The organism is Stenotrophomonas sp. CCNWLW57, from assembly GCF_037203925.1.
In the GTDB taxonomy this organism is placed as follows: domain Bacteria; phylum Pseudomonadota; class Gammaproteobacteria; order Xanthomonadales; family Xanthomonadaceae; genus Stenotrophomonas; species Stenotrophomonas rhizophila_A.
The window spans coordinates 380,314-405,145 of record NZ_JBBCBJ010000003.1 but is presented as its reverse complement, the minus strand read 5'-3'; the positions used below and the strand labels follow the sequence as shown (position 1 = coordinate 405,145).

The window sequence follows — 24,832 nt, the reverse complement described above, 5'->3', positions numbered from 1 at the left end:
TGGGGGCATGTCGCCTTCTCGAGCCAAGACATCCACCCCGCTGATTGATGCCCAGGTGCACGTGGAGGGTTTCGTGCAGGTGCGCGAGGCGCGCCGCTCGGAGCTGGTCGAAGACTACGTGGAGCTGATCGCGGACCTGATCGCCGATGGCCGCGAGGCACGGCAGGTGGACATCGCCACCCGTCTGGGCGTTGCCCAGCCCACGGTGGCCAAGGCGCTCAAGCGCCTGGTCAAGGAAGGCTGGGCGATCCAGCGGCCGTACCGGGGCGTGTTCCTGACCCCGGCCGGCGAGCAGCTGGCGGTGGAAATGCGCGCCCGCCACCAGACCGTGGAGCGTTTCCTGCTGGCGCTGGGCGTGGATGCCGATTCGGCCCGACGCGATGCCGAAGGGATCGAACACCATGTCAGCGAGGCCACCCTGGCGGCCTTTGACGCATTCCTGCGCAAGGCCGATGGTCGTGGTTGAGCGCCTGCCGCCGCCTCCGCCGCTGGGCGTGCCGGTGCACGACCAGGACGAATACTGGATGCAGCACGCATTGGGCCTGGCTGCACGCGCCGAGCGCGAGTTCAACGAGATCCCGGTCGGTGCGGTGCTGGTGGGTGCCGACGGCACGTTGCTGGGTGAAGGCTGGAACCTCAACATCGCCGACCACGACCCCAGCGCCCACGCCGAGATCGTGGCGATGCGCCAGGCGGGCAGGGCACTGGCCAACCATCGCCTGCTGGGCAGCACCCTGTACGTGACGCTGGAGCCGTGCGCGATGTGCGCGATGGCAGTGGTGCATGCGCGGGTGGCGCGGCTGGTGTATGCGGCCACCGATCCCAAGACCGGGGCCTGCGGCAGCGTGTTCGACCTGCTCGGCGATGCGCGCCACAACCACCGCGTGGAACTGCACGCCGGGGTGCTCGCCAAGGAAGCCAGTACGCGGCTCACCAATTATTTCCGGGCCAAACGCGGCAAACCGCCGCTGCTGCTGGAATGATTTCACGGCAGGGCCACACCGCGAAGGCGGTATCATGTCGCATTACACTCTGCACAAGGGCATGACATGGCGGACAACGGCGCCGAAGGCGAACGACTGATCTGGATCGACCTGGAAATGACCGGTCTGGATACCGACAACGATTCGATCATCGAGATCGCCACCGTCGTCACCGATGCGCAGTTGAACGTGCTGGCCGAGGGCCCGGAGTTCGCCATCCACCACCCGGTGGAGCGCCTGGAAGCCATGGACGAATGGAACCGCAACCAGCACCGCCGTTCCGGGCTGTGGCAGCGCGTGGTCGACAGCCAGGTGACCCTGGCGCAGGCCGAAGCGCAGACGGTGAATTTCCTGGCGCAGTGGATCAAGGCCGGCGCCTCGCCGATGTGCGGCAACTCGATCTGCCAGGACCGCCGTTTCCTGCACCGTGAAATGCCGCGCCTGGAGAAGTACTTCCACTACCGCAACCTGGACGTGTCCACGGTGAAGGAGCTGGCCCGGCGCTGGGCACCGACGGTGGCCGCCGGCGTGGGCAAGACCTCCAGCCATACGGCGCTGAGCGACGTGCATGATTCCATCGCCGAACTGCGCCATTACCGGCAGTTCATGGGAGCGCTGTCCGGCCTGCCGGTCGCCTGACCTCCTGAACGTTTCACGTCCCCGTGGTCCGGCCAACGGCCGGGGCTATCGTCGTGCTTCATTCAATCTGCGGGCGGTATGATCCGGGCATGAGCCATATTGTCCGTATCGTACCGCCGCCGCTGGAAGCACAGATCCTGCCGACCTCGCAGGACTGGGCTGACCTGCAGCGGGCGGTGGGCCTGCTGGAATCGCCCACGCTCACCGCCAAGATGGCCAACCTGATCGGTTCGCCGCTGGAGTTCGCGGTCAAGAAGCTGCCGCAGTCGGTGTCGCGGCGCATCCACGGGGCGGTCGAGGCGGCGCTGTTCAAGTCGGCGCAGGCGGCGTTGTGGAGCATGGACAACACCCCGGGCAAGGCCGCATCCACGCGCTGGCACAAGCTGGCGGCCGCCACCACTGGTGCGCTGGGCGGCGCGTTCGGCTTCACCGCGCTGTTCCTCGAGCTGCCGGTGTCGACCACGATCATGATGCGCTCGGTCGCCGACGTCGCGCGCAGCGAGGGGTTCGACCTGAGCGAGATGGGCACCCGCCACGCCTGCCTGGAAGTGTTCGCGCTGGGCGGCAACTCCGGCCAGGACGACGCCAGCGAGACCGGCTACTACATCACCCGTGGTTTCACCGCCGAAGTGATGCGCCACCTGTCGGCCGAACTTGCCGGCGCGGCGGTCGGCGGCGGTGGCGTGATGATCGGCCTGACCCCGAAGGAAGCCGGCAAGTGGCTGGCCAAGATCGTCGAAAAGGTCGCCGCCCGCTTCGGGGTGGTGGTCACCGAGAAGTTCGCCGCGCAGGCGGTGCCGATCATCGGCGCCGTGGCCGGTGCCACCCTGAACACCATGTTCACCGACTACTACCAGGACATGGCCCGCGGCCACTTCATCGTGCGCCGGCTGGAAAAGCAGTACGGCTACGAAACCGTGCGCGCCGCGTACAACCAGCTCGCTGGCGAAACCCCGTAGCGACACGCCATGCGTGTCCCAGGCGGTCCTGGCGTTCGATCATTGCATCCACGGCACAACTGTTTTGCCGGAACAGGCCTGTTGCCACCGCCACGCCGTCCCCATCCTTGCCACAGTCTCCAGCAAGGAACCCCCATGCTCTTCACCCCCTACCGCCTCGGCCCGCTGACCCTGCCCAACCGTATCGTCATGCCGCCGATGACCCGCTCCCGCGCGGCCAGCGGCAACGTCGCCACCCCGCTGATGGCGCAGTACTACGCCCAGCGCGCTTCGGCCGGCCTGATCGTCAGCGAGGGCACCCAGATCAGCCCGCAGGGGCAGGGCTACGCCTGGACCCCCGGCATCCACGATGACGCCCAGGTTGCCGGCTGGCGCGGCGTGACCGATGCCGTGCACGCCGCCGGCGGCCGCATATTCGCCCAGCTCTGGCACGTGGGCCGCGTCTCGCACGTGGACCTGCAGCCCAACGGCGTCGCGCCGGTTTCGTCCTCGGCCCTGCAGGCCGAAGGCGTCAAGGTCTTCGTCGACGTCGCGGGCGCCGGCCCACAGGGCGGGGTAGGCGAGATGGTCCAGCACTCCATGCCGCGCGCCCTGGACACCAGCGAAATCCCGCAGATCGTGCGCGACTACGCGCTGGCCGCCCGCCGCGCCATCGACGCCGGCTTCGACGGCGTTGAACTGCATGGCGCCAACGGGTACCTGATCAACCAGTTCATCGATTCGCAGGCCAACCAGCGCACCGACGGCTACGGTGGTTCGCTGCAGAACCGCCTGCGTTTCCTGCGCGAAGTGGCCGAAGCGGTCGCCGCCGAAGTAGGCGCTGACCGCCTCGGCGTGCGCCTGGCCCCGCTGACCACCCTGCAGGGCGCCGTGGACGACACCCCGCAGGCCACCTACCTGGCCGCCGCGCACATCCTGGACAGCATCGGCGTGGCCTACCTGCACATCGCCGAAGCGGACTGGGAGGACGCCCCGGTGATGCCGGTGGCGTTCAAGGAAGCGCTGCGGATGATCTATCGCGGCACCCTGATCTATGCCGGCAAGTACACCGTCGAGCGCGCCGAAGAAGCGCTGGCCAAGGGCTGGGCCGACCTGATCGGCTTCGGCCGGCCGTTCATCGCCAACCCCGACCTGCCGCTGCGCCTGCAGCACGGCCTGGAGTTGAACGCGCCGGACAAGGCGACCTTCTTCGGCGGCGCCGAAGCCGGATTCACCGATTACCCCAGCGCCGAAACGATCGAAGCGTACTGACACGCCACGCGTGTCAACGCGGAGCCCGAACACAAAAAACCCCGCCGAAGCGGGGTTTTTCGTTATCAGCCCTTGGCCTTCAACTTGGCCAACCGCAGCCAGGTATCGACCACGGTGTCCGGGTTCAGCGACACCGACTCGATGCCTTCCTGCATCAGCCATTCGGCCAGGTCCGGATGATCGGACGGGCCCTGGCCGCAGATGCCCACGTACTTGCCCTTGGCGCGTGCCGACTTGATCGCCATCGACAGCAGCTTCTTCACCGCCGGGTTACGTTCGTCGAACAGGTGCGCCACGATCGACGAATCGCGGTCCAGGCCCAGCGTCAGCTGGGTCAGATCGTTCGAACCGATCGAGAAGCCGTCGAAGATTTCCAGGAACTCATCGGCGAGCAGCGCGTTGGACGGCACCTCGCACATCATGATGATCTTCAGGCCGTTCTCGCCCTGCTTCAGGCCGTTCTGTTCCAGCACCTCGACGACCTTGCGGCCTTCTTCCAGCGTGCGCACGAACGGAATCATGACCCACAGGTTGCCCAGGCCCATCTCGTTGCGCACGCGCAGCACGGCCTTGCACTCCAGCGCGAAGGCGGCCGAGAAGCTTGGGTCGACATAGCGGCTGGCGCCACGGAAGCCGATCATCGGGTTCTCTTCGTGCGGCTCGTAGCCGCTGCCGCCGATCAGGTTGGCGTACTCGTTGGACTTGAAGTCCGACAGGCGCACGATCACCGGGTTCGGCGCCACCGACGCGGTCAGCGTGGCAATGCCTTCGGCCAGGCGGTTGACGTAGAAGCTGACCGGATCGGCGTAACCGGCGATCTTCTCGTCGATCTTCTTCTTCGTGGCCGCATCCTGGCGGTCGTATTCCAGCAGCGCGTTGGGATGGATGCCGATGTGGCTGGCAATGATCATCTCCAGGCGGGCCAGGCCGATGCCGGCGTTCGGCAGCTGGCCGAAGTCGAAGGCACGTTCCGGGTTGGCCACGTTCATCATGATCTTCAGCGGCGCCGGCGGCATGTTGCCCAGGTCCGTGGTGGTGCGCTCGAAGTCCAGCTTGCCTTCATAGATGAAGCCGGTGTCGCCCTCGGCGCAGCTGACCGTCACTTCCTGGCCGTCCTGCAGCACCTGGGTGGCGTTGCCCGAGCCGACCACGGCCGGAACGCCCAGCTCACGCGCGATGATCGCCGCGTGGCAGGTACGGCCACCGCGGTTGGTGACGATCGCCGAAGCGCGCTTCATCACCGGCTCCCAATCGGGGTCGGTCATGTCGGCGATCAGCACGTCGCCCGGCTGCACGCGCGCCATGTCCTCCAGCGACTTGACCACGCGGGCCACGCCGGCACCGATCTTGGCGCCCACCGCGCGGCCTTCGGCCAGCACCTTGCCGTCCTTCTGGTTCAGCGCGAAACGCTCGATCTGGGTGGCATGGCCACGCGACTTCACCGTTTCCGGGCGCGCCTGCACGATGAACAGCTTGCCGCTCACGCCGTCCTTGGCCCACTCGATATCCATCGGGCGGCCGTAATGCTTTTCGATGATCAGCGCCTGCTTGGACAGTTCCTGCACGTCCTCGTCGCTGATCGAGAAGGTATTGCGGATCTCGACCGGGGTGTCTTCGATGCGCACGCGCTCACCGGGTACGTCCGAATACACCATGCGGATCGCCTTACTGCCCAGCGAGCGGCGCAGGATGGCCGGCTTACCCGCATTGAGCGTGGGCTTGTAGACGTAGAACTCGTCGGGGTTGACCGCACCCTGCACGACCATTTCGCCGAGGCCGAAGCTGGAGGTCACGAAGACCACGTCGCGGAAGCCCGATTCGGTGTCCAGGGTGAACAGCACGCCGGACGAGCCCACGCCCGAGCGCACCATCAGCTGCACGCCGGAAGAGAGGAACACGTCTTCGTGCTTGAAGCCGTGGTGCACGCGGTAGGCGATGGCACGGTCGTTGTACAGCGAGGCGAACACTTCCTTGACCTTGTGCACGACATCGTCGGCACCGGTGACGTTGAGGAAGGTTTCCTGCTGGCCAGCGAAGGAGGCATCGGGGAGGTCTTCGGCGGTAGCCGAGGAGCGCACCGCCACGGCCACGTCGCCGCCGCCGTTTTCGTCGCACAGCTGCCTGTAGGCGCTGCGGATGTCCTGGTCCAGCTGCGGCTGCAGCGGTGCGTCGATCACCCAGCCGCGGATTTCCTTGCCGGCAGCGGTGAGCGCGGCGACATCTTCCACGTCCAGCGTGGCCAGTTTGTCGAAAATGCGCTTGGACAGATCGTTGTGCGCGATGAAGTCCTTGAAGGCTTCAGCGGTGGTTGCGTAACCGCCGGGGACGGATACCCCCAGACCGGCAAGATTGCCGATCATTTCGCCCAGCGACGAATTCTTGCCGCCTACGCGGGCCAGGTCGGCCAGGCGCAGTTCGTGCAACCACAGGATATTCTCGTTCAAGCGCGATGCTCCGTTTGGCCATCGCCCGAGGCGGGCTTGGATGGCCACGTCCGTAGGAAGAAGCCGATATGATGCCGGGCATACCGCCGTCGGCACAAGCTTGTATCGTCGGCCTTTTTAAGCTTCAGAGGGGGTAAATGGCGCATGTCGACGATCCGTCCGGTGTTTTACGTATCCGATGGAACCGGTATCACCGCTGAAACCATTGGGCATAGCCTCCTGACCCAGTTCTCCGGGTTCAGCTTCATCACCGATCGAATGTCGTTCATCGACGATCCGGAAAAGGCCCGCGAAGCCTGTGAACGGATCCGCGCGGCGGGGGAGCGCTACCAGGTCCGGCCGATCGTGGTCAGTTCCTGCGTGGACAGCGGGCTGAGCATGATCCTGGCCGAGAGCGGGGGGCTGATGCTCGACGTGTTCGCCCCCTTCATCGAGCCGCTGGAGCGCGAACTGGCCGTGAACCGCCATTCCCGGGTGGGCCAGGCGCACGGCATGGTGGACTTCGAGACCTACCACCGCCGCATCAACGCGATGAACTTCGCGCTGACCCACGACGACGGCATCGCCATCAACTACGACGATGCCGACGTGATCCTGGTGGCGGTGTCGCGGGCCGGCAAGACCCCGACCTGCATCTACCTGGCCCTGCATTACGGGGTGCGCGCGGCCAACTACCCGCTGACCGACGAGGACCTGGAGCAGGACCGCCTGCCGGCCCGCCTGCGGCCCTACCGCAAGAAGCTGTTCGGGCTGACCATCGACCCGGACCGGCTGCAGCAGATCCGCCAGGAGCGGCGCCCGAACTCGCGCTACGCCAACCTGGAGACCTGCCGGCGCGAGGTCGCTGCGGCCGAGACCATGTTCCGGATGGAGCGCATTCCCACCCTGAGCACCACCCATACCTCGATCGAGGAGATCTCGAGCAAGGTATTGACCACGCTGGGGCTGCAGCGCGAGTTGTATTAACGGAAGGCGTCACGACCAACGGTCGTGACCTACCGGCGCAGCGGGCGCGTCCCCACGTTTGATTCTTCAACGTGTAGGATCGAGACATGGCCCAGGCATCACCCCGCATCGAACGCATTCCCCGGCTCAGCCGCCTGAGCTGGCTGATGGGCCTGTATGCCGAGAATTACCGCCACCTGGTGCGGCTGTTCGAGCCGGCCGGGCTGGAACCCGGCAGCTACGTGTCCTCGGTGGGGGATGGCCTGGATGTGCGGCTTGATGTCATCGAATGCCACCCCTATACGGTCGAACTGCGCCTGACCTACGACTTCGCCGACCCGGTGACCGGCCAGCCCGACCCGTCGGCCTATGTGCGCCTGTACCGCGATGCGCGCCAGGCCGAGACCACCCATTGCTACGTGGGCCGGCGCTGGCAGGACGTGGTCGGCATGTACCCGCCGCCGGCCGAGCTGATCAGCCACCGCATGCGCATGAACACCTTCCTGGGCAAGTGGCTGGAATACCTGGCCGAGCGCGGCCATGGCGTGGCCACCCTGCGCCGCGACCACAACGCGCTGGCGGCCCCGGCCGACACCCGCCGCGCCCAGGTGGCCGGCTGAGCGACCGGCCCCGCACGGATCGCGCATAATCGGCGATTGTGTCCTGCGAGCCGTTGCCTCCATGCCCTATACCCCGATCGTGGCCACGCTGGGCTACGTGCTGTCGCCCGATGGCCGCCAGGCCCTGATGATCCACCGCAACGCACGGCCGGGTGACCAGCACCTGGGCAAGTACAACGGACTGGGCGGCAAGGTCGAGCGCGACGAGGACGTGGCCGCCGGCATGCGCCGGGAAATCCTCGAGGAGGCCGGGATCGAGTGCGGCACCATGCGGATGCGCGGCACGATCAGCTGGCCGGGGTTCGGCAAGCACGGCGAAGACTGGTTTGGCTTTGTGTTCGTCATCGACGACTTCACCGGCACGCCCCTGACCTCGAACCCGGAGGGCAGCCTGGAGTGGGTGGACGTGGACAAGCTGGAGACCCTGCCGTTGTGGGAAGGCGACCGCCAGTTCCTGCCGCTGGTGTTCGACGAGGACCCGCGCCCGTTCCATGGGGTGATGCCGTACCGCGACGGCACGATGCAGTCCTGGTCGTTCACCCGGCTGTGACGATAGGCGCGGCTTATCCACAGGGGGTGTGGATGACCGGTGCGTAAGTTTGTGGATAACGCGCGGCGGCGACCAGCCCCCATGGCTGTCAAGATGGGTGGCTAAAAATTCGCCGCTGGTCAGCATCGCGTGAGTACGATGCGAAGGTCGGCAACCGTGAAGGCTGTCGCGGTTCGGCCCGGTCGCGGTACTCTTTCGGCATTGCCGCCCACCGAGCTTCCATGAAACGTCACTTCACGATGCTGCGCGAGTTCCACCTGGCCGACTGGTTCACCCTGGCCAACGCGTTCTGCGGTACCGGTGCGGTGTTTGCGGCCATGCGCTACCTGCAGGACGGCGAGCGCAGCTACCTGCTGTTCGGCATGGCGCTGATCCCGCTGGCCTTCATCTTCGATGCGCTGGACGGGCGGATCGCGCGCTGGCGCAAGTCCAGCTCGACCCTGGGCCGCGAGCTGGACTCGCTCTCGGACGTGATCTCCTTCGGCGTGGCCCCGGCCGCGCTGGCCTATGCCTGTGGCATGCAGGGCGGCTGGGACTGGCTGGTCCTGAGCTACTTCGTCTGCTGCGGGGTGAGCCGCCTGGCCCGCTACAACGTGACTGCCGAAGCGCTGGCCGGCGATGGCGACAAGGTGCCGTACTTCGAGGGCACGCCCATTCCGACCAGCCTGGCGCTGGTGGTGGTGCTGGCCGTTGCCGCCAGCATGGGCGCGATCGGCCATGACCTGTGGCTCGGCCGCTGGCAGCTGGGGCCGTGGCAGCTGCACCCGCTGGTGCTGCTGTTCGCGCTGTCAGGGTCGCTGATGATCAGCAAGACCCTGCGCATTCCCAAGCCATGAGTACCGCCGGCGGCGGCCACGACGCAGGCGACTTCGAGGCGCTGGCCCGGCAGTACTTCAGTGCCTGGGGCGATGCGCTGCGGCACGCCGCGGTCCCCCCCGGGGGCGACCCCACCGGCGCCGCACCGGGCACCTGGCAGCAGACCATCGAGGGCTGGGCGCAGCTGATGTCCAACCCGGGCAACCGCCAGTCTGAAGACGCCGTGCACCGGTTCCGCGAGCAGGCCGGCGGCTGGTACGGCACCATGCAGCAGGTGGCCGCGCGTTTCGCCGGCCAGGACAGCAGCAGTGCCGATATCGCCCAGGCGTGGCGCGAGGCCGTGGAGGGGCAGGGCGACGGCCTGCTCAAGTGGATGCTGCAGGGCGCACGCGGGCATACCCAGGCCGGTGGGCCGGATCTGCTGGCGCTGCTGGAACGGCTGCAGCAGGACCTCGGGCCGTGGCTGCAGAGCCCGGCGTTCGGCCCCGGTCGCGAACACCAGGCGCGCTGGCAGGCGCTGCTGCGCGCCCAGCAGGAGTACCAGGGCCACGCCCGTGACTACGTGGACCAGATCAAGCAGGCACTGGACGATGCGTTCACCCTGTTCGAGCAGCGCCTTGCCGAACATGAGCAGCCGGGCAACCAGCTGACCAGTGCGCGCGCGATGTTCGACCTGTGGATCGAGGCGGCCGAAGAGGCCTACGGCAAAGTCGCGATGTCCGAACCGTTCCAGCAGGTCTACGCCGCGCTGGGCAACGCGCAGATGCGCCTGCGCGGCGCAGCGCAGCAGGAAGTGGAGCGGATCAGCGAGGCGTTCGGCCTGCCGACCCGCACCGAGATGGATGCCGCGCACCGGCGCATCACCGAACTGGAACGACTGGTACGGCGCATGGCGGCGGCAACCAGGCGCTCGCCGTCGCCCGCTGCCGGCACGCCGGAAAAGAAGCCTGCGAAAAAGCCCGCGAAGAAGGCCGCGCCCAAGCCGCGTGCGCGCAAGGCAGCCCCATGAAAGGACCCCTGGGCTTCAATGCCGAAGACCTGCTGCAGGAAACGCTGTCCATGCAGCGCAAGCTGATGGATGGCCTGAAGCTGCTGCCGTCGGTGGAGGACGTGGATTACGGCGCCACCGCGCGCGAGGAAGTCTGGCGCGACGGCAAGGTCACGCTGTACCGCTTCGTCGGTGAGCAGGCGCCGGTGCAGCGCACCCCGCTGCTGATCGTGTACGCGCTGGTCAACCGCCCCTACATGGTCGACCTGCAGGCCGACCGGTCGCTGGTCCAGCGCCTGCTGGCGCTGGGGCACGACGTGTACGTGCTGGACTGGGGCTACCCGGACCGCTCCGAGCGCTACCAGACCCTGGAAGACTATCTGCTGCGCTATGTGGAGGGCGCCGTCGACCACCTGGTCGCCGCCAACGACGGCGCACCGGTCAACATGCTGGGCGTCTGCCAGGGCGGCGTGTTCGCGCTGTGCTACGCCGCGCTGCGCCAGCCGAAACTGGCCAACCTGATCACCATGGTGACCCCGGTGGATTTCCAGACCCCGGACAACATGCTCTCGCACTGGGCGCGGCAGGTGGACGTGGACCTGCTGGTGGACACGCTGGGCAACATCCCGGCCGACCTGATGAACGCCAGTTACCTGATGCTCAAGCCGTTCCGGCTCAATATCCAGAAGTACGTGGGGTTGCTGGACATCCTCGATGACAAGGCCGCACTGCAGGACTTCCTGCGCATGGAGAAGTGGATCTTCGATTCGCCCGACCTGGCCGGTGAGGCCTTCCGTGACTTCATCAAGCAGTTCTACCAGGGCAACGGCCTGATGCGTGACGGGGTGACGATCGGCGAGGAGCATGTCGACCTGCGCCAGGTCACCCTGCCGGTGCTGAACATCTACGCCGAGCAGGATCACCTGGTGCCACCGGATGCCTCGCGCGCGATGGGCGCGCGGATCGGCAGCACCGACTACACCGAAAGCAGCTTCCGCGGCGGCCATATCGGCATCTACGTCTCCGGCCGCGCCCAGCGCGAAGTGCCGGGCACCATTTCGGCCTGGCTGGCGGAGCGCAGCTGATGGACATCCGATGCAGCGTGTTGCTGGCGATGCTGCTGGCCGCCACCGCCGGCAGCGCGTCGGCAGCGCCCAGCGAGGCGGCCCGCCGCGAGATTGGCGCCCTGATCGGTGCGCTGGACGGCTCGTCCTGCCGCTTCCAGCGCAACGGCAGCTGGCACGATGCCGCCGAGGCGCGCGCGCACCTGCAGCGCAAGTACGATTACCTGCTGAAAAAAGACAAAGTGGATACCGCCGAGCAGTTCATCGAGCGGGCCGCCAGCCAGAGCAGCATCAGTGGCAAGGCGTACCGGATTGCCTGCCCGGGCCAGCCCGAGCAGACCGCGGCGGCGTGGTTCGGCGCGCGCCTGCAGGCGCTGCGCCAGCCGCGCTGAACCGGGCCGGCCCGCCGCTCCATTCAAAACGCATCGGCTACACACCCGCTGCGCTACCGTTCCCCCATTACCGTTGGAGGACCTCGCCATGAACACCACCGCCCCCCGCACGCTGTCGCGTTCGCTCAGCGACCGCATGATTGCCGGGGTGATGGGCGGCATCGCCCACCGTTTCGGCTGGAGCCCGACCCTGCTGCGCGTCCTGTTCGTGCTGGTGTCGCTGGCGTCGGCGGCGTTCCCGGGCATCCTGGTGTACCTGGTGCTGTGGCTGCTGATCCCCAACGAGGCCGATTGAGCCTGCCGCCACCGGCGCTGCGCGCGCTGCAGGGGCTGGGTGCGGTCTGGACCGCGCCCAACACCCTGATCGGCGTGCTGGGCGGGCTGGCCGGCATGCTGGCCGGCGCGCGCCCGTACTGGAGCCGGCGCGACTGTGCGCTGGTGTTCCGTGAGTACCCGTGGGGGCCGGGCGGGGCGATCACCCTGGGCAACGTGATCCTGCACACCGGTGCCAGCCTGGAGATCCCCTGCCGCACCTATGCGCACCAGGCCGGACACTGCACCGAGCCCGTGATCGGCCTGCATGACCACGAACGCGCGCATGTCTACCAGTACCTGGTGCTGGGGCCGTTCTACCTGCCGGTTTACCTGCTGTGCGGTGGGGTGAGCGCGCGCAACCCGTTCGAGCGCGCGGCGGATCTGTACGCGCTGCACGGTCACGGCTGGTGGCCGTTAAAAAAACGGTAAGCAATGCGCCGGTAACGCGACGTCATCTGCATGCAAACAAACGTCATTAGCCTCCTGACACACCAGTCAGGCTGGGCGCGCTAAGCTGTGCCGGCAGTACCTGCATGACGTTTCTGGAGGAACACATCACATGGCAATCGTTCTTTATGTCGGTGGTAGCAAGGATGGCGACAAGGGCCTGGTGCCCCACGGCTTCACCAAATCACGTGCCGATACCGACATCGGCCCTGAGATCTACACCGAGCGCTTCATGGAACTGCAGGGCCTGGGCAGGGTCCGGGTGATGGCCCTGGAGTCGTTGCAGGATGAGGCGGTCAGGGTCCGCGCAGCCCAGCATTACCGGTAGATGCCGACCGCGGGTCGGCATGGGCATTTTTCGGGAATGTCAACGGGTTTCCCCCGCCGCCCGGCGTTGCCACAATCGGTGTTTTCCGCATAGTGGCTTCGGCCGGACGCAATGCCAGACCTCAAGCTCGCCCAGCAGATCGCCCAGACCATCGCCGATGAAATCGGTGCCCAGCCTGCCCAGGCTCACGCCGCCATCGCCCTGCTCGACGAAGGTGCCAGCGTTCCGTTCATCGCCCGCTACCGCAAGGAAGTCACCGGCGGCCTGGATGACACCCAGCTGCGCAACCTGGAAAGCCGGCTGACCTACCTGCGCGAGCTGGAAGAGCGCCGCGCGGCGGTGCTGGCCAGCATCGACGAACAGGGCAAGCTCAGCGACGAACTGCGCAACGACATCCTCGGCGCGGACACCAAGTCGCGCCTGGAAGACCTGTACCTGCCGTACAAGCCCAAGCGCCGCACCCGCGCGCAGATCGCCCGCGAAGCCGGGCTGGAACCGCTCGCCGACGGCCTGCTGGCCGACCCGGGCCTGGATCCGCAGGTGTTCGCCGCCGGCTTCGTTGACGCCGACAAGGGCGTGGCCGACCCCAAGGCCGCGCTGGAAGGCGCGCGCGCGATCCTGATGGAGCGCTGGGGCGAAGACGCCGCGCTGGTCGGTGAGCTGCGCGCCTGGCTGGGCGAGCACGGCGTGATCCGTGCGCGCGTGGCCGAAGGCAAGGAAGAGCAGGGCGCCAAATATCGCGATTACTTCGAGCACGCCGAAGCGCTGGCGAAGATTCCCTCGCACCGCCTGCTGGCGCTGTTCCGCGCGCGCCGCGAGGACATCCTGTTCCTGGAACTGGATCCGGGCAGCGACGCCGAGGCCGGGCACGTGTATGCAGAAGGCCGCGTGGCATTCAAGGCCGGGATCCGCGACGCGGGCCGCCCGGGCGACCGCTGGCTGCTCGACGCCTGCCGCCTGACCTGGCGCGCCAAGCTGCACATGCACCTGCTGCTGGACCTGTTCAACCAGGCCCGCGAAAAGGCCGAGGCCGAGGCCATCGCCGTGTTCGGTGACAACCTCAAGGACCTGCTGCTGGCGGCGCCGGCCGGGCCCAAAACTGTGCTCGGGCTGGACCCGGGCATCCGAACCGGCTGCAAGATCGCCGTGGTCGATGCCACCGGCAAGCTGGTGGCCACCGACACCATCTACCCGCACGAACCCCGCCGCCAGTGGGAGCAGTCGCTGCAGACCATCAAACAGCTGTGCATGAAGCACAACGTGGAACTGATCGCGATCGGCAACGGCACCGCCAGCCGCGAAACCGACAAGCTCGCCGGTGAAGTGATCCAGGCGCTGGGGGAAGCCAAGCTGCAGAAGATCGTGGTCAGCGAAGCCGGCGCCTCGGTGTATTCGGCGTCGGAGTTCGCGGCGAAGGAATTCCCCGACCTGGACGTGTCGATCCGTGGCGCGGTCTCCATTGCCCGCCGCCTGCAGGATCCACTGGCCGAGCTGGTCAAGATCGAACCCAAGGCGATCGGCGTGGGCCAGTACCAGCACGACGTGGACCAGTACCGGCTGGCGCGCGCGCTGGATGCGCGCGTGGAAGACTGCGTCAACGCGGTCGGCGTGCACGTCAACACCGCTTCTGCCGCATTGCTGTCGCGGGTTTCAGGCCTGTCCTCGACCGTGGCCGAGAATATCGTGCGCCACCGCGACGAAAACGGTCCGTTCAAGCGCCGCAAGGACCTGCTCAAGGTGCCGCGCCTGGGCGACAAGACCTTTGAACAGTGTGCCGGCTTCCTGCGTATTGCCGACGGCGACCAGCCGCTGGATGCGTCCTCGGTGCACCCGGAAGCGTACCCGGTGGTGGAGCGGATCGTGGCCGCCACCGCGCGCCCGATCAAGGCGCTGATCGGTGATGGCAGCTTCCTGCGCGGCCTGAAGGCCGAACAGTTCACCGACGACACCTTCGGCGTGCCGACCGTGCGCGACATCCTCAAGGAACTGGAGAAGCCCGGCCGCGACCCGCGCCCGGAATTCAAGGCCGCACGTTTCGCCGAAGGGGTGGAAGAGATCAAGGACCTCAAGCCGGGCATGGTGCTGGAAGGGGTTGTCAGCAACGTCGCCGCCTTCGGTGCGTTCGTCGACATCGGCGTGCACCAGGACGGCCTGATCCACATTTCGGCGTTGTCCGACACCTACGTGAAGGACCCGCGCGACGTGGTCAAGGCCGGTGACATCGTCAAGGTGAAGGTGCTGGAGGTCGACGTGGCGCGCAAGCGCATCGCGCTGACCCGGCGCTTGGACGATACCCCGGCCCCGGCCAAGGCGCCCGGCGAGCGCGATGCGCGCCCGGCCGGCGGCGGTCGGCGTGACGGAGGTAGCGGTGGCGGCGCCCGCCAGGGTGGCCGTGGCCCGGCGCCCGGCCCGCGCCCGGGCAGCAGTGCGCCGCCGGCCAACAACGCCCTGGCCGACGCCTTCGCCCGGGCCAAGCGGGGCGGTTGAGGCCGCCCTCGTCACGGGGTTGACGATGGCTTGATCCCGTTTCCCGTTGAATGCCGGTACGCTGTACCGGCGGCGGGAGGCCAGATGACAGACCAGCAGGCGGGGCAGTGGGGTCCGAGCCAGAGCGACACTGCCAGCCCTGGCGGCGTCCGGGTGCCCGCATGAAACGAAACGGCGCCCCGCCGGACGGTGACGAAGCGGCCGCGTTGGCCCGCGCGCTGCAGGACACCACCGAGCAGCGCCGACGGCTGGAAATGATCATCGACGGCACCGCGATGGGTACCTGGGAGTGGAACTGCCAGACCGGTGCCATGCGGGTCAACGAACGCTGGGCGCAGATCGTCGGCTACACCCGCGAGGAACTGTCGCCGATCACATCGCAGACCTTCTCCCGGCTGGTCCATCCCGATGACCTGGCGCAATCCAATGCGCTGCTGCGTGAGCACCTGGACGGACGGTCGCCGCACTACGACAGCCTGTGCCGCATGCGCCACAAGCAGGGACACTGGATCTGGGTACAGGACCGCGGGCGGGTCTACGAATGGGACGCCGAGGGCCGGCCACTGCGCATGGCCGGTGCGCACGCCGATGTCAGCGACCTGCAGAATGCACGCGAAGACGCGGCGGACACCCGCCAGCGCCTGCAGGCGGTGGTCGATGCGTCCGACGAGGTAGCGGTGATCGCCACCGACATCCATGGCGTGGTCAACCTGTTCAATACCGGTGCGCAGAAGCTGCTGGGCTACACGCCGGAAGAAGTGATCGGCCAGGTCAATCCGGGCCTGTTCCATGAGATCCATGAAATGCAGGATTACCTTCGGCCCCTGGCCGATGCCGAGGGGCGTCTGCCGACGGTGTTCGAAGCGCTCACCGCACACGCCGCGCAGGGCACCTGGTCGCACCAGTGGACCTTCGTGCGCAAGGACGGCGAGCACCGGCAGGTGCGGCTGTCGATCAGTCCGCTGGATTCGGGCAGCGGCCAGCGCATGGGCTACGTCGGCATGGCGGTGGACATCACCCCGCTGCTGGAAGTGCGCGAGCAGGCCTACCTGGCGGCGGAAAAATTCGCGGGTGCGTTCTCATCGGCCGCGCTCGGCATGGCACTGGTGTCGCTGGAAGGGCGCTGGCTGGACGTCAACGACGCGCTGTGCGGCATTCTCGGCTACACGCGCGCCGAGCTGCTGGAGATTGATTTCCAGACCCTGACCCATCCCGACGACCTGCATGCCGACCTGGCCCTGGTGGGCGACCTGCTGGCCGGGCGCCGCGACCACTACCACATGGAGAAGCGGTACCTGGGCAAGGGCGGCAACGTGGTCTGGGGCCGGCTGTCGGTATCGCTGGTGCGTGCGCCGCACGGCGAGCCGCTGCATTTCGTCTCGCAGATCCAGGACGTCACCGTGCAGCGCTTCAGCGGCCAGCAGCTGCGCGAATCGGAGCACCGCACCCGGGTGACCCTCGATGCGGTCGCCGACATGGTGCTCACCCTGGACCTGGCGGGGCATATCCAATACGCCAATGCCGCCGCGACCCGGGCGCTGGCCGGGGAGGGCGCCGCCCCGGTGACCGGCAGCCAGATCCAGGATGTGATGGAGCTGACCACCGAATACGCCCCACGCTCGCCGCTGGACCTGGCCGTGCTGCTGGATGCGGAAAGCAATGCGGTGGACCTGCATTCGGACCTGCTGCTGTCGGTGGGCGCCCAGTTGCTTCCAGTGGACCTGACCCGGGCCTGGCTGCAGGGCGAGGACGGGCAGGTGAGTGGCACAGTGTGGGTGATCCGTGATGTGACCCAGCAGCGCGCCCGCCAGCGCGAGGCCCGCCACCTGGCCGAAGTCGACCCGCTGACCGAGCTGAGCAACCGGCGCGGCTTCGAAGCGCACCTGCAGGAGGCCATCACCCGGGTGGCCCGCACTGGGCAATCGGCCTCGCTGATGTTCATCGACCTGGACAATTTCAAGCCGATCAATGACAGCCACGGCCACCTGGCGGGAGACGCCATGCTGTGGGCGGTCGCCACCGTGCTCCGGCATGGCGTGCGCGATTCGGACATCGTGGCACGGCTGGGCGGCGATGAATTCGCGGTGATCCTGGCCGGCTGCTCGCTCCGGCGCGCGCGGCGCATCGCCAGTGACCTGCTGGAATCGGTGCGCACGCTCAGCGTGCCATGGGGCGCGGGACGCCTGGTGGTCGGCACCAGCATCGGCATCGCCGCGATCGGTGGCCACATGAGCGTGGATGCGGCGGTCGCCGCAGCGGACGCCCAGTGCTACCGGGCCAAGGCGCTGGGCAAGAACAACGTGCAGGTCGAAGCGCCCGTGCATGGTGGCCCCGACCCCCTGGACGTAGGTGACGCCGAACTCGATGGCGAGAGCAGCGAAGGCGGCCCAGGCTGAACCTGCTCAGGGTTGGCGTCCCAGTACCGTGCCCGATACCTCAAGCTTGATGGCCGAGGGTCGATACCTTCCTCGCAATCGGCCCCACCCCGCAGACGTCTTCGCAGGTCCCGAAGCCAACGTGATTCCGCGCCGCACAGCACCCGCGTCGCATCCCCATCAGCTGATCGGACATCGAGGATATGGAAATGTTCAGCTCAAGCATGCAGTTGCCCCTGTCGGCAGCGGACACGGCTTCCGCCCCCGCATCGCGCTGGCGCCCGTTCGCCGCGCTGTTCAGCGCTCGCCGCGCGCTGCGCGACGACGCCCGGCAGGCCGCACTGCACCAGGCCGAGCTGGAAGCGCAGGTCGCCGCGCTGCACCGGGTCCAGGCGGTGATCGAGTTCGCGCTCGACGGCACCATCCTGACCGCCAATGCCAACTTCCTGCAGGCGCTCGGCTACTCGCTGGACGAGGTGCGCGGGAAGCACCATGCCATGTTCGTCGACCCGGCCCAGGTCGCCACGCCGGCGTATCGCGAGTTCTGGGCGCGGCTCGGCCGCGGCGAGTACGACGCCGGCCAGTACCGCCGTTTCGGCAAGGGCGGGCGCGAGATCTGGATCCAGGCCTCGTACAACCCGGTGCTGGACCCGAACGGGCGCCCGTACAAGGTCGTCAAGTTCGCCACCGACATCACTGCCCAGATGATGCAGGCGGCCGATTTCGCCGGCCAGCTCGCGGCCATCAACAAGTCGCAGGCGGTGATCGAGTTCAGCCTCGATGGCCGCATCCTCGGCGCCAACGAGAATTTCCTGGCCACCACCGGCTATACGCTGGAGGAAGTGCGCGGCCAGCACCATGCCATGTTCGTCGCCGCCGACTACCGCGGCAGCGACGAGTACCGCGCGTTCTGGGAGAAGATGGGGCGGGGCGAGTACGACGCCGGCCAGTACCGGCGCGTCGGCAAGGGCGGACGTGACATCTGGATCCAGGCGTCCTACAACCCCGTCCTGGACGTGGACGGCCGCCCGCTCAAGGTGGTCAAGTACGCCACCGACATCACCGCCCAGGTCCGCGACAGCCAGGCCCTGCAGCAGGCGGTGGCGCAGACCCGCGAGGTGGTGGCGGCCGCGCAGGGGGGCGACCTTACCGGGCACATCGCCGTCGATGACAAGACCGGCCCCATCGCCGAACTGTGCTGCGGCATCAACGCGCTGGTCGAAGCGATGGCCGGCATCATCGGGCAGATCAAGTTTGCCGCCGACACCATTGCCCTCGGCGCCAGCGAAATCGCGGTCGGCAACGCCGACCTGTCCCAGCGCACCGAGCAGCAGGCCGCGTCGCTGGAAGAAACCGCAGTATCCATGAAGGACCTGGCCGATACCGTGCGGCGCACCGCCGACAATGCCCGCCAGGCCAGCGAGCTGGCCAGTGGCGCAGTGGGCGTGGCGGCGCAGGGCGGCCACGTGGTGCACGAGGTGGTGTCGACCATGGCGCTGATCAACGAGTCCTCGCGCCGCATCGTCGACATCATCGGCGTGATCGACGGCATTGCCTTCCAGACCAACATCCTGGCGTTGAACGCGGCGGTGGAAGCGGCCCGCGCGGGCGAACACGGGCGGGGATTCGCGGTCGTCGCGGCGGAAATCCGCTCGCTGTCGCAGCGTTCGGCCGGCGCGGCCAAGGAGATCAAGCAGCTGATCACCGACTCGGTGGACAAGGTCGGTACCGGCACCAGCCAGGTAGAGAGCGCCGGGCGCACCATGGACGAGATCGTGGTCAACGTGCGGCGGGTCAGCGACCTGATGACCGAGATCAGCACGGCCACCCGCCAGCAGAGCGAGGGGATCACCCAGATGAACCGGGCGGTCGACCAGATCGACGAGGGCACCCAGCAGAACGCCGCGCTGGTCGAAGAGGCCTCCGCCGCGGCGCGCAGCATGGAAGAGCAGGCCAGCCAGCTGCTGCAGACCGTGGCGGCGTTCCGGGTGGATGCGGCGGTGGCCACGGCGCTGCGCCAGGGCGCACAGCCGGTACTGCGGCTGGTCTGAAACGCGGCGCCCCGTCAACGGCCGGATCCTTGGGGTCCGGCCGTTTTTCGTGGTGGCTGCCAGCGTGGTGGAACCACGCCAGGGCACCCCGGATGGAGGTGCCGGGATTATGTCGGGAAGAAACTACGCATTTTACCGGCGAGGCCGTTTTCCAGGCCCGGCAACGGGGTGCTGGACAGTCCCCACCGTCCAGGCACCCCATCGCGAGGCGGGCTCATTCTTACTGGCGCAGTTTCCGGATCGCTACGTAAAGTTCGCCAAATCAAACGAAATAAACCATGACCAATAGCCGTGCACCTGCCTGTTCACGTGCCGTAGAGTAGGCGCGGTTCCGCAGTGCGGCGCGCGCGAAGATCGATTGATCGATCTACTTCCTGTTATCTCAATCGATCCAGAAAATAATGCCCTCCCTGATTTTCCCGGACTTCGAGGCATATTCAAATTCAGTCAAGGGAATTGACAGCCATATACGGGTTACCGGGCGGAGTGATGGCGCGTGGGTGTTGAATCTGCTCGACCTCGGCGAAGTGATACTGCTGCACGGCATGGACGGCGCCCCCGTGGTGTACCGCGGCGCACCGCTCGCTTCGCGTTTTGCGGCCTATTTGGCGCTGCCGGGAAGCCAGACCGAGGTGGACGGCCAGCACGTGGGCGAGGCCGAGGTCTCCTGGCTGGCGCCACGGATCGAGGTGCATGGCTTCACCCGGGTGCCTGCGCGCTTCTTGTGCATCGACGTGGCCGAGCAGCTGCTGCTGGACCAGGCCGCGCATATCGATGGACTGGAGGTGAGCCGGCTGTACCGCACCGGCAACATCACCTCGAGCCCCACCATGGTGGCCGATATCGGCGGGATGGTGCGGCGCGCGCTGGACATCCACGACCGCGACCCGGAGGCATTCGCGCAGGCGGGCGCGCGACGCGCCTTCGCGGCCCAGCTCAGCGCCCTGCTGCTGCAGTGCCACCTGCAGGCCGCCGGCGAACCTGCCGTCGCCCGGCGCGGTCGCCCGCCGCTGCCGCGCCGGGAGATCGTCCGCCGCGGCATCGAGCACATCCAGCGCAGCCTGCGCGGCGAGGCGGCGTTTTCGGACATCCCGTTCGCGGTAGGGGCCTCGCAACGTTCGCTCAACCGGGCGTTCGACGACCTGTTCGGGATGGCGCCGCACCAGTTCTATCTCGTCGAGCGCCTGCATGCGATCCGCAGCGCGCTGCGCTCGGCCGCGCCAGGCGATACGGTCACGGGCATCTGCTCACGGTTCGGGGTCTGGGATCTGGGGCGGATGGCGGCGCTGTATGCCCGCATGTTCGGCCTGCAGCCGGCACAGGAGCTGTCCCGGGCCGTCGGCGGCAAACCGTCGGCGACCGGGGCCACGTCCACGCGCAGGCGCTGAGCCGATATCGCCCTAAAGTTTTCCCGGCGGGTGCCGCTGACGGATATGCAGTCGATCTGTTTTGCCCACGGAAGGGACGCCAGCACCACGGCGGTCTTCGTGAGTCCCCAAGCGTTCTTGCGTACTACCCCGGGCATGTCGCCCGGCGTAGCCCATTGAGCTTGTTGGAACCGAGGAAACATCGATGTCCATCGCAGCCCTGCAGTCGCCGGCGTCCCCCCGCACCGGTGCCTCCACAGCCACGTCTTTCCTGCGCTCGCTCGGCGCGCTCGCCTTCTCGCCGCGGGCCACGCGGCAGGCCAGCACCGCCCTGGCCCAGCGCCATGCCGAACTTGAAGCGCAGGTCGCTGCGCTGCACCGGGTACAGGCGGTGATCGAGTTCGACCTGGAGGGCACCATCCTCCAGGCCAATGACAACTTCCTGCAGACCCTCGGCTACACGCTGGAGGAGATCCGCGGGCGCCACCATTCCATGTTCGTCGACCCGGAGCACGTGCGCAGCAGCGCCTACCGCGAGTTCTGGGCGCGGCTCGGTCGCGGCGAGTTCGATGCCGGCCAGTACCGGCGGGTGGGCAAGGGCGGCCGCGAGATATGGATCCAGGCGTCCTACAACCCGGTGTTCGACAGCAGCGGCCGGCCGGTCAAAGTGGTCAAGTTCGCCACCGACATCACGGCCCAGCAGATGCAGGCGGCCGACTTCGCCGGCCAGCTGGCCGCGATCAATACCTCGCAGGCGGTGATCGAGTTCAGCCTGGACGGCTGCATCCTGTCGGCCAACGACAACTTCCTGGCCACCACGGGCTACGCGCTGGAGGAAGTGCGCGGCCAGCACCATTCGATGTTCGCCGAACCCGAGTACGCCCGGAGCGCCGAATACCGGCAGTTCTGGCAGAAGCTTGGCCGGGGCGAGTATGACGCCGGCCAGTACCGCCGGCTGGGCAAGGGCGGGCGCGAGATCTGGATCCAGGCGTCCTATAACCCGATCTTCGACATGAACGGCCGTCCGTTCAAAGTGGTCAAGTACGCCACCGACATCAGCGCGCAGGTGCGTGATGCGCAGGCGCTGGCGGCTGCTGTCGCGCAGACCCGCGAAGTGGTTGCCGCCGCCCAGGCCGGCGACCTGGGCAGGCGCATCGATGCCGGCGACAAGACCGGCGCCATCGCCGAGCTGTGCGAGGGCATCAATGCCATGGTCGAGACCATGGGCAGCGTCATCGGCCAGATCCGCGTTGCCGCCGACGCGGTGGCGCTGGGCGCCAGCGAGATCGCCACCGGCAATGCCGACCTGTCCCAGCGCACCGAACAGCAGGCCGCGTCGCTGGAAGAAACCGCAGTATCGCTTCAGGGCCTGACAGGCACCGTACGGCAGAGCGCCGAGGATGCCCGACAGGCCAGCCAGCTGGCCGGCGGCGCGGTGGACGTGGCCGCACAAGGGGGCAGGGTGGTCAGCGAGGTGGTCACCACCATGAGCCTGATCAACGCCTCGTCGCGCCGCATCGTCGACATCATCAGCGTGATCGACGGCATCGCGTTCCAGACCAACATCCTGGCGCTCAACGCGGCCGTGGAAGCGGCGCGTGCCGGCGAACACGGGCGCGGCTTTGCCGTCGTGGCCGGCGAGATACGCTCGCTGTCGCAGCGGTCGGCCAGCGCGGCCAAGGAGATCAAACAGTTGATCGACGACTCGGTGGACCGGGTCGGCACGGGCACCGCCCAGGTCGAGAGCGCCGGCCGCACCATGCAGCAGATCGTGGACAGCGTGACGCGGGTCGATGCCCTGATCGCACGCATCAGCACCGGAGCGCAGCAGCAGAGCGAAAGCATCGGCCAGATCAACCAGGCGGTGGAGCACATCGACCAGAGCACGCAGCAGAACGCGGCGCTGGTGGAAGAGGCATCGGCGGCCGCGCGCAGCATGGAAGAGCAGGCCACCCAGCTGCTGCAGACAGTGTCCGCATTCCGTGTCGACGGCGCGGTGGCCCAGGTGCTGCGCCAGGCGGCGCAGGGGAATACCCCGGGTGGACCGGCCGCGCTGCGGCTGGTCTGAGTACGCACCAAAAGCAGAAGGCCAGATCTTCCGATCTGGCCTTCTGGATTCCATGGTGCCGAAGGTGGGACTCGAACCCACACGCTTTTAAGGGCGGCGGATTTTGAGTCCGCTGCGTCTACCGATTCCGCCACTTCGGCTGGCTGGCCGCGTAGTGTATACAAACCCGGCCGGATTGGGGAGGTCTGAATCGTTCAGTCGACCCCGGACCTTCATTTTTCCGCGACGCTATACTCATTGCGCTGAACGATACAGGGAGCAGCGATGAGCGCGTTGCAGGGTCTGCGGGTACTGGTGGTGGAAAACGACGCGATGAGCGCGTCGTTGCTCGAGATGCAGCTGATGCACGCGGGTGCGGTGATGGTCGGGCCGGCGTCGTCGGTGGCCGAGGCACTGCACCTGATCGAGGAGGCTGCGCCGCAGATCGTTCTGCTGGATTACCGCCTGGCCAACCACGAGACCAGCGACCCGGTCGCCGATGCGCTGACCACGCTTGGCATTCCTTTCGTGGTGGCTACCGGCATGGCGCATTTCCAGCTGCCCGAAGCGTTCCGCGCGGGCAGGGTGCTGACCAAGCCCTATCTGGCCGTGGAGTTGAACCAGGCGCTGACCGCTGCGCTGCAGGATCACGCCGCCTCGGCGTAATCCAGCTCGACCGGCTCGCGGTCGTCCAGGATGCGGTACAACGCGGCCAGGTCCTGCGGATCTGGATTCAGCCACGCATCCAGGTTTTCACGGCGGATCGGCACGATGCAGCGGTCATGCCCGGCCGCGGCCACGTCGCGCGGGGGGGCGTCGGTGATGGCGGCGAACGAGAGCAGGCGGCCTTCGGGGCCTTCCCATTCCGACCAGAGGCAGGCGATCAACAGGTCGCGCGGTGGCTGCGGGCGGAATTCGAGCACCACGTTCCGTGGATTCTCGCCCGGCGCCAGGCTGCGCTGTTCCAGCGCATGGCGGGGCACGTGTTCGTAGAACGATTGCACGACGACGACGCCGTGGTGGTGGCCGAACGCGTTCTTCCAGTAAGCCTCGAGGCTGTCGCGGCGGGCGTTGTAGGTGCCCGGATAGAGCGCGTCGTTGCGTGCGGGCTTGTCGGGCAGGCGGCACTGGTAGCGCATCGGCTTGATCACGCGTTGGCCCTGTTCGGACACGATCACCGGGGCGTATACGCCGGGAAAGATGCGGCTGTCGCGCGGCAGCAGGCCGGTGCGGTGCAGGTCCGCCAGGCGTGCCTGGGCGCGGTCAACGCGGTTGCCGGCAATGCGGATGTCATTGCGGGCCTTCTGGGTGGGGCGGTGCGCCAGGCTTTCTTCGGCCTGCTTCCGGCGTGCGGACTGGACGCGGATTTCCTCGTCCAGCGCCTGCATTTCTTCGGCATGCCATTGCTGGATCTTCGCCACGATATCCTGGCCCTGCGCGGTGCGCGCACCGGCAAAGCCGTCGTCCATGGCCTTGGGGGTCTTGGGGCGTTGCTTGCCGGCGTCATGGGCGTAGAGCTGGGCGAACTCGTCCAGCGAAATGGCGGCGCCGAACTCGCGAACCAGCTTGGTGTAGTCGGCGCGGATCTGGGCGGAATAGCACATGGGCCTGGACCGGAGGGTATCAACTGTGGGTTGATACGCTACCAAACAAAAAGCCCCGGCATTGCCGGGGCTTTCTGCGTTGTATTGGCGTCCCCACGGGGATTCGAACCCCGGTCGCCACCGTGAAAGGGTGATGTCCTAGGCCTCTAGACGATGGGGA

Annotated in this window: 23 protein-coding genes and 1 tRNA gene; 21 read left to right on the top strand and 3 right to left on the bottom strand. The window is 67.4% G+C overall.

Annotated features, from left to right (window positions below):
- The first annotated feature begins 7 nt into the window (after positions 1–7).
- From mntR to V9K91_RS09700, 5 genes are all read left to right on the top strand, one after another.
- Positions 8–466, top strand: coding sequence for a manganese-binding transcriptional regulator MntR (mntR, locus tag V9K91_RS09720; RefSeq protein WP_095362687.1), 459 nt, complete (start codon positions 8–10; stop codon positions 464–466).
- Positions 459–983, top strand: coding sequence for a tRNA adenosine(34) deaminase TadA (tadA, locus tag V9K91_RS09715; RefSeq protein WP_336443142.1), 525 nt, complete (start codon positions 459–461; stop codon positions 981–983). The genes mntR and tadA overlap by 8 nt, the downstream gene beginning before the upstream one ends.
- Before the next feature lie 66 nt (positions 984–1,049).
- The gene (gene orn / locus V9K91_RS09710; RefSeq protein WP_093535972.1) at positions 1,050–1,622 is read left to right on the top strand and encodes an oligoribonuclease; all 573 of its coding nucleotides are present in this window, start codon (positions 1,050–1,052) and stop codon (positions 1,620–1,622) included.
- A gap of 89 nt (positions 1,623–1,711) precedes the next feature.
- Positions 1,712–2,581 (top strand): EcsC family protein, encoded by an 870-nt coding sequence (locus V9K91_RS09705; protein ID WP_068852687.1) that lies wholly within the window; start codon positions 1,712–1,714, stop codon positions 2,579–2,581.
- Between the two features lie 135 nt (positions 2,582–2,716).
- Complete coding sequence (locus tag V9K91_RS09700; RefSeq protein ID WP_336443141.1) at positions 2,717–3,832, top strand: alkene reductase; 1,116 nt, start codon at positions 2,717–2,719, stop codon at positions 3,830–3,832.
- A gap of 65 nt (positions 3,833–3,897) precedes the next feature.
- On the opposite strand, the gene ppsA is transcribed toward V9K91_RS09700, so the two are convergent.
- On the bottom strand, positions 3,898–6,276 hold the full coding sequence (gene ppsA, locus V9K91_RS09695; protein ID WP_336443140.1) for a phosphoenolpyruvate synthase: 2,379 nt from the start codon (positions 6,274–6,276) through the stop codon (positions 3,898–3,900).
- A 144-nt stretch (positions 6,277–6,420) separates the two neighbouring features.
- On the opposite strand from ppsA, the gene V9K91_RS09690 reads away from it, so the two are divergent.
- The 15 genes from V9K91_RS09690 (at position 6,421) to V9K91_RS09620 (ending at position 23,089) form a co-directional block, all read left to right on the top strand.
- Positions 6,421–7,242, top strand: a complete 822-nt coding sequence (locus tag V9K91_RS09690) for a pyruvate, water dikinase regulatory protein (RefSeq protein WP_068852678.1) — start codon at positions 6,421–6,423, stop codon at positions 7,240–7,242.
- 86 nt (positions 7,243–7,328) lie between these two features.
- Positions 7,329–7,841 (top strand): DUF1249 domain-containing protein, encoded by a 513-nt coding sequence (locus V9K91_RS09685; protein WP_093535966.1) that lies wholly within the window; start codon positions 7,329–7,331, stop codon positions 7,839–7,841.
- 61 nt (positions 7,842–7,902) lie between these two features.
- Complete coding sequence (locus tag V9K91_RS09680) at positions 7,903–8,391, top strand: 8-oxo-dGTP diphosphatase (RefSeq protein ID WP_336443139.1); 489 nt, start codon at positions 7,903–7,905, stop codon at positions 8,389–8,391.
- Between the two features lie 221 nt (positions 8,392–8,612).
- Positions 8,613–9,227 (top strand): phosphatidylcholine/phosphatidylserine synthase, encoded by a 615-nt coding sequence (locus V9K91_RS09675; protein ID WP_068852670.1) that lies wholly within the window; start codon positions 8,613–8,615, stop codon positions 9,225–9,227.
- Positions 9,224–10,216: a class III poly(R)-hydroxyalkanoic acid synthase subunit PhaE gene (gene phaE, locus V9K91_RS09670; RefSeq protein ID WP_336443138.1), complete on the top strand. Its 993-nt coding sequence runs from the start codon at positions 9,224–9,226 to the stop codon at positions 10,214–10,216. The genes V9K91_RS09675 and phaE overlap by 4 nt, the downstream gene beginning before the upstream one ends.
- Positions 10,213–11,280: a class III poly(R)-hydroxyalkanoic acid synthase subunit PhaC gene (phaC, locus tag V9K91_RS09665; RefSeq protein ID WP_068852663.1), complete on the top strand. Its 1,068-nt coding sequence runs from the start codon at positions 10,213–10,215 to the stop codon at positions 11,278–11,280. The genes phaE and phaC overlap by 4 nt, the downstream gene beginning before the upstream one ends.
- The gene (locus tag V9K91_RS09660; protein ID WP_336443137.1) at positions 11,280–11,651 is read left to right on the top strand and encodes a YfeK family protein; all 372 of its coding nucleotides are present in this window, start codon (positions 11,280–11,282) and stop codon (positions 11,649–11,651) included. Before phaC ends, V9K91_RS09660 begins: the two co-directional genes overlap by 1 nt.
- An 88-nt stretch (positions 11,652–11,739) precedes the next feature.
- Entirely contained in the window at positions 11,740–11,946 is a 207-nt protein-coding gene (locus V9K91_RS09655; protein WP_336443136.1) for a PspC domain-containing protein, read from the top strand.
- Complete coding sequence (locus tag V9K91_RS09650; RefSeq protein ID WP_083214167.1) at positions 11,943–12,395, top strand: hypothetical protein; 453 nt, start codon at positions 11,943–11,945, stop codon at positions 12,393–12,395. The genes V9K91_RS09655 and V9K91_RS09650 overlap by 4 nt, the downstream gene beginning before the upstream one ends.
- 130 nt (positions 12,396–12,525) lie before the next feature.
- Complete coding sequence (locus V9K91_RS09645) at positions 12,526–12,741, top strand: hypothetical protein (protein WP_095362682.1); 216 nt, start codon at positions 12,526–12,528, stop codon at positions 12,739–12,741.
- 111 nt (positions 12,742–12,852) lie between these two features.
- A complete protein-coding gene (locus tag V9K91_RS09640; RefSeq protein ID WP_336443135.1) occupies positions 12,853–15,228 on the top strand; it encodes a Tex family protein in 2,376 nt (791 codons plus the stop codon).
- Positions 15,229–15,389: 161 nt separating this feature from the next.
- Complete coding sequence (locus V9K91_RS09635) at positions 15,390–17,624, top strand: PAS domain-containing protein (protein ID WP_210130528.1); 2,235 nt, start codon at positions 15,390–15,392, stop codon at positions 17,622–17,624.
- A gap of 203 nt (positions 17,625–17,827) precedes the next feature.
- Positions 17,828–19,654 carry a methyl-accepting chemotaxis protein gene (locus tag V9K91_RS09630; RefSeq protein WP_093536028.1) on the top strand — a complete coding sequence of 609 codons (1,827 nt, stop codon included), beginning with the start codon at positions 17,828–17,830 and terminating at the stop codon, positions 19,652–19,654.
- A 503-nt stretch (positions 19,655–20,157) separates the two neighbouring features.
- Entirely contained in the window at positions 20,158–21,042 is an 885-nt protein-coding gene (locus V9K91_RS09625; protein WP_179197408.1) for an AraC family transcriptional regulator, read from the top strand.
- Positions 21,043–21,226: 184 nt separating this feature from the next.
- Positions 21,227–23,089: a methyl-accepting chemotaxis protein gene (locus V9K91_RS09620; RefSeq protein ID WP_336443134.1), complete on the top strand. Its 1,863-nt coding sequence runs from the start codon at positions 21,227–21,229 to the stop codon at positions 23,087–23,089.
- Positions 23,090–23,142: 53 nt separating this feature from the next.
- On the opposite strand, the gene V9K91_RS09615 is transcribed toward V9K91_RS09620, so the two are convergent.
- Positions 23,143–23,229: transfer RNA gene (locus V9K91_RS09615), tRNA-Leu, on the bottom strand.
- A 124-nt stretch (positions 23,230–23,353) separates the two neighbouring features.
- Here V9K91_RS09615 and V9K91_RS09610 point away from each other — a divergent pair.
- Positions 23,354–23,734, top strand: coding sequence for a response regulator (locus tag V9K91_RS09610; RefSeq protein ID WP_336443133.1), 381 nt, complete (start codon positions 23,354–23,356; stop codon positions 23,732–23,734).
- Here the strand turns inward: V9K91_RS09610 and V9K91_RS09605 are convergent.
- A complete protein-coding gene (locus V9K91_RS09605; RefSeq protein WP_249832637.1) occupies positions 23,716–24,672 on the bottom strand; it encodes an SOS response-associated peptidase family protein in 957 nt (318 codons plus the stop codon). The genes V9K91_RS09610 and V9K91_RS09605 overlap by 19 nt on opposite strands.
- Positions 24,673–24,832 lie beyond the last annotated feature (160 nt).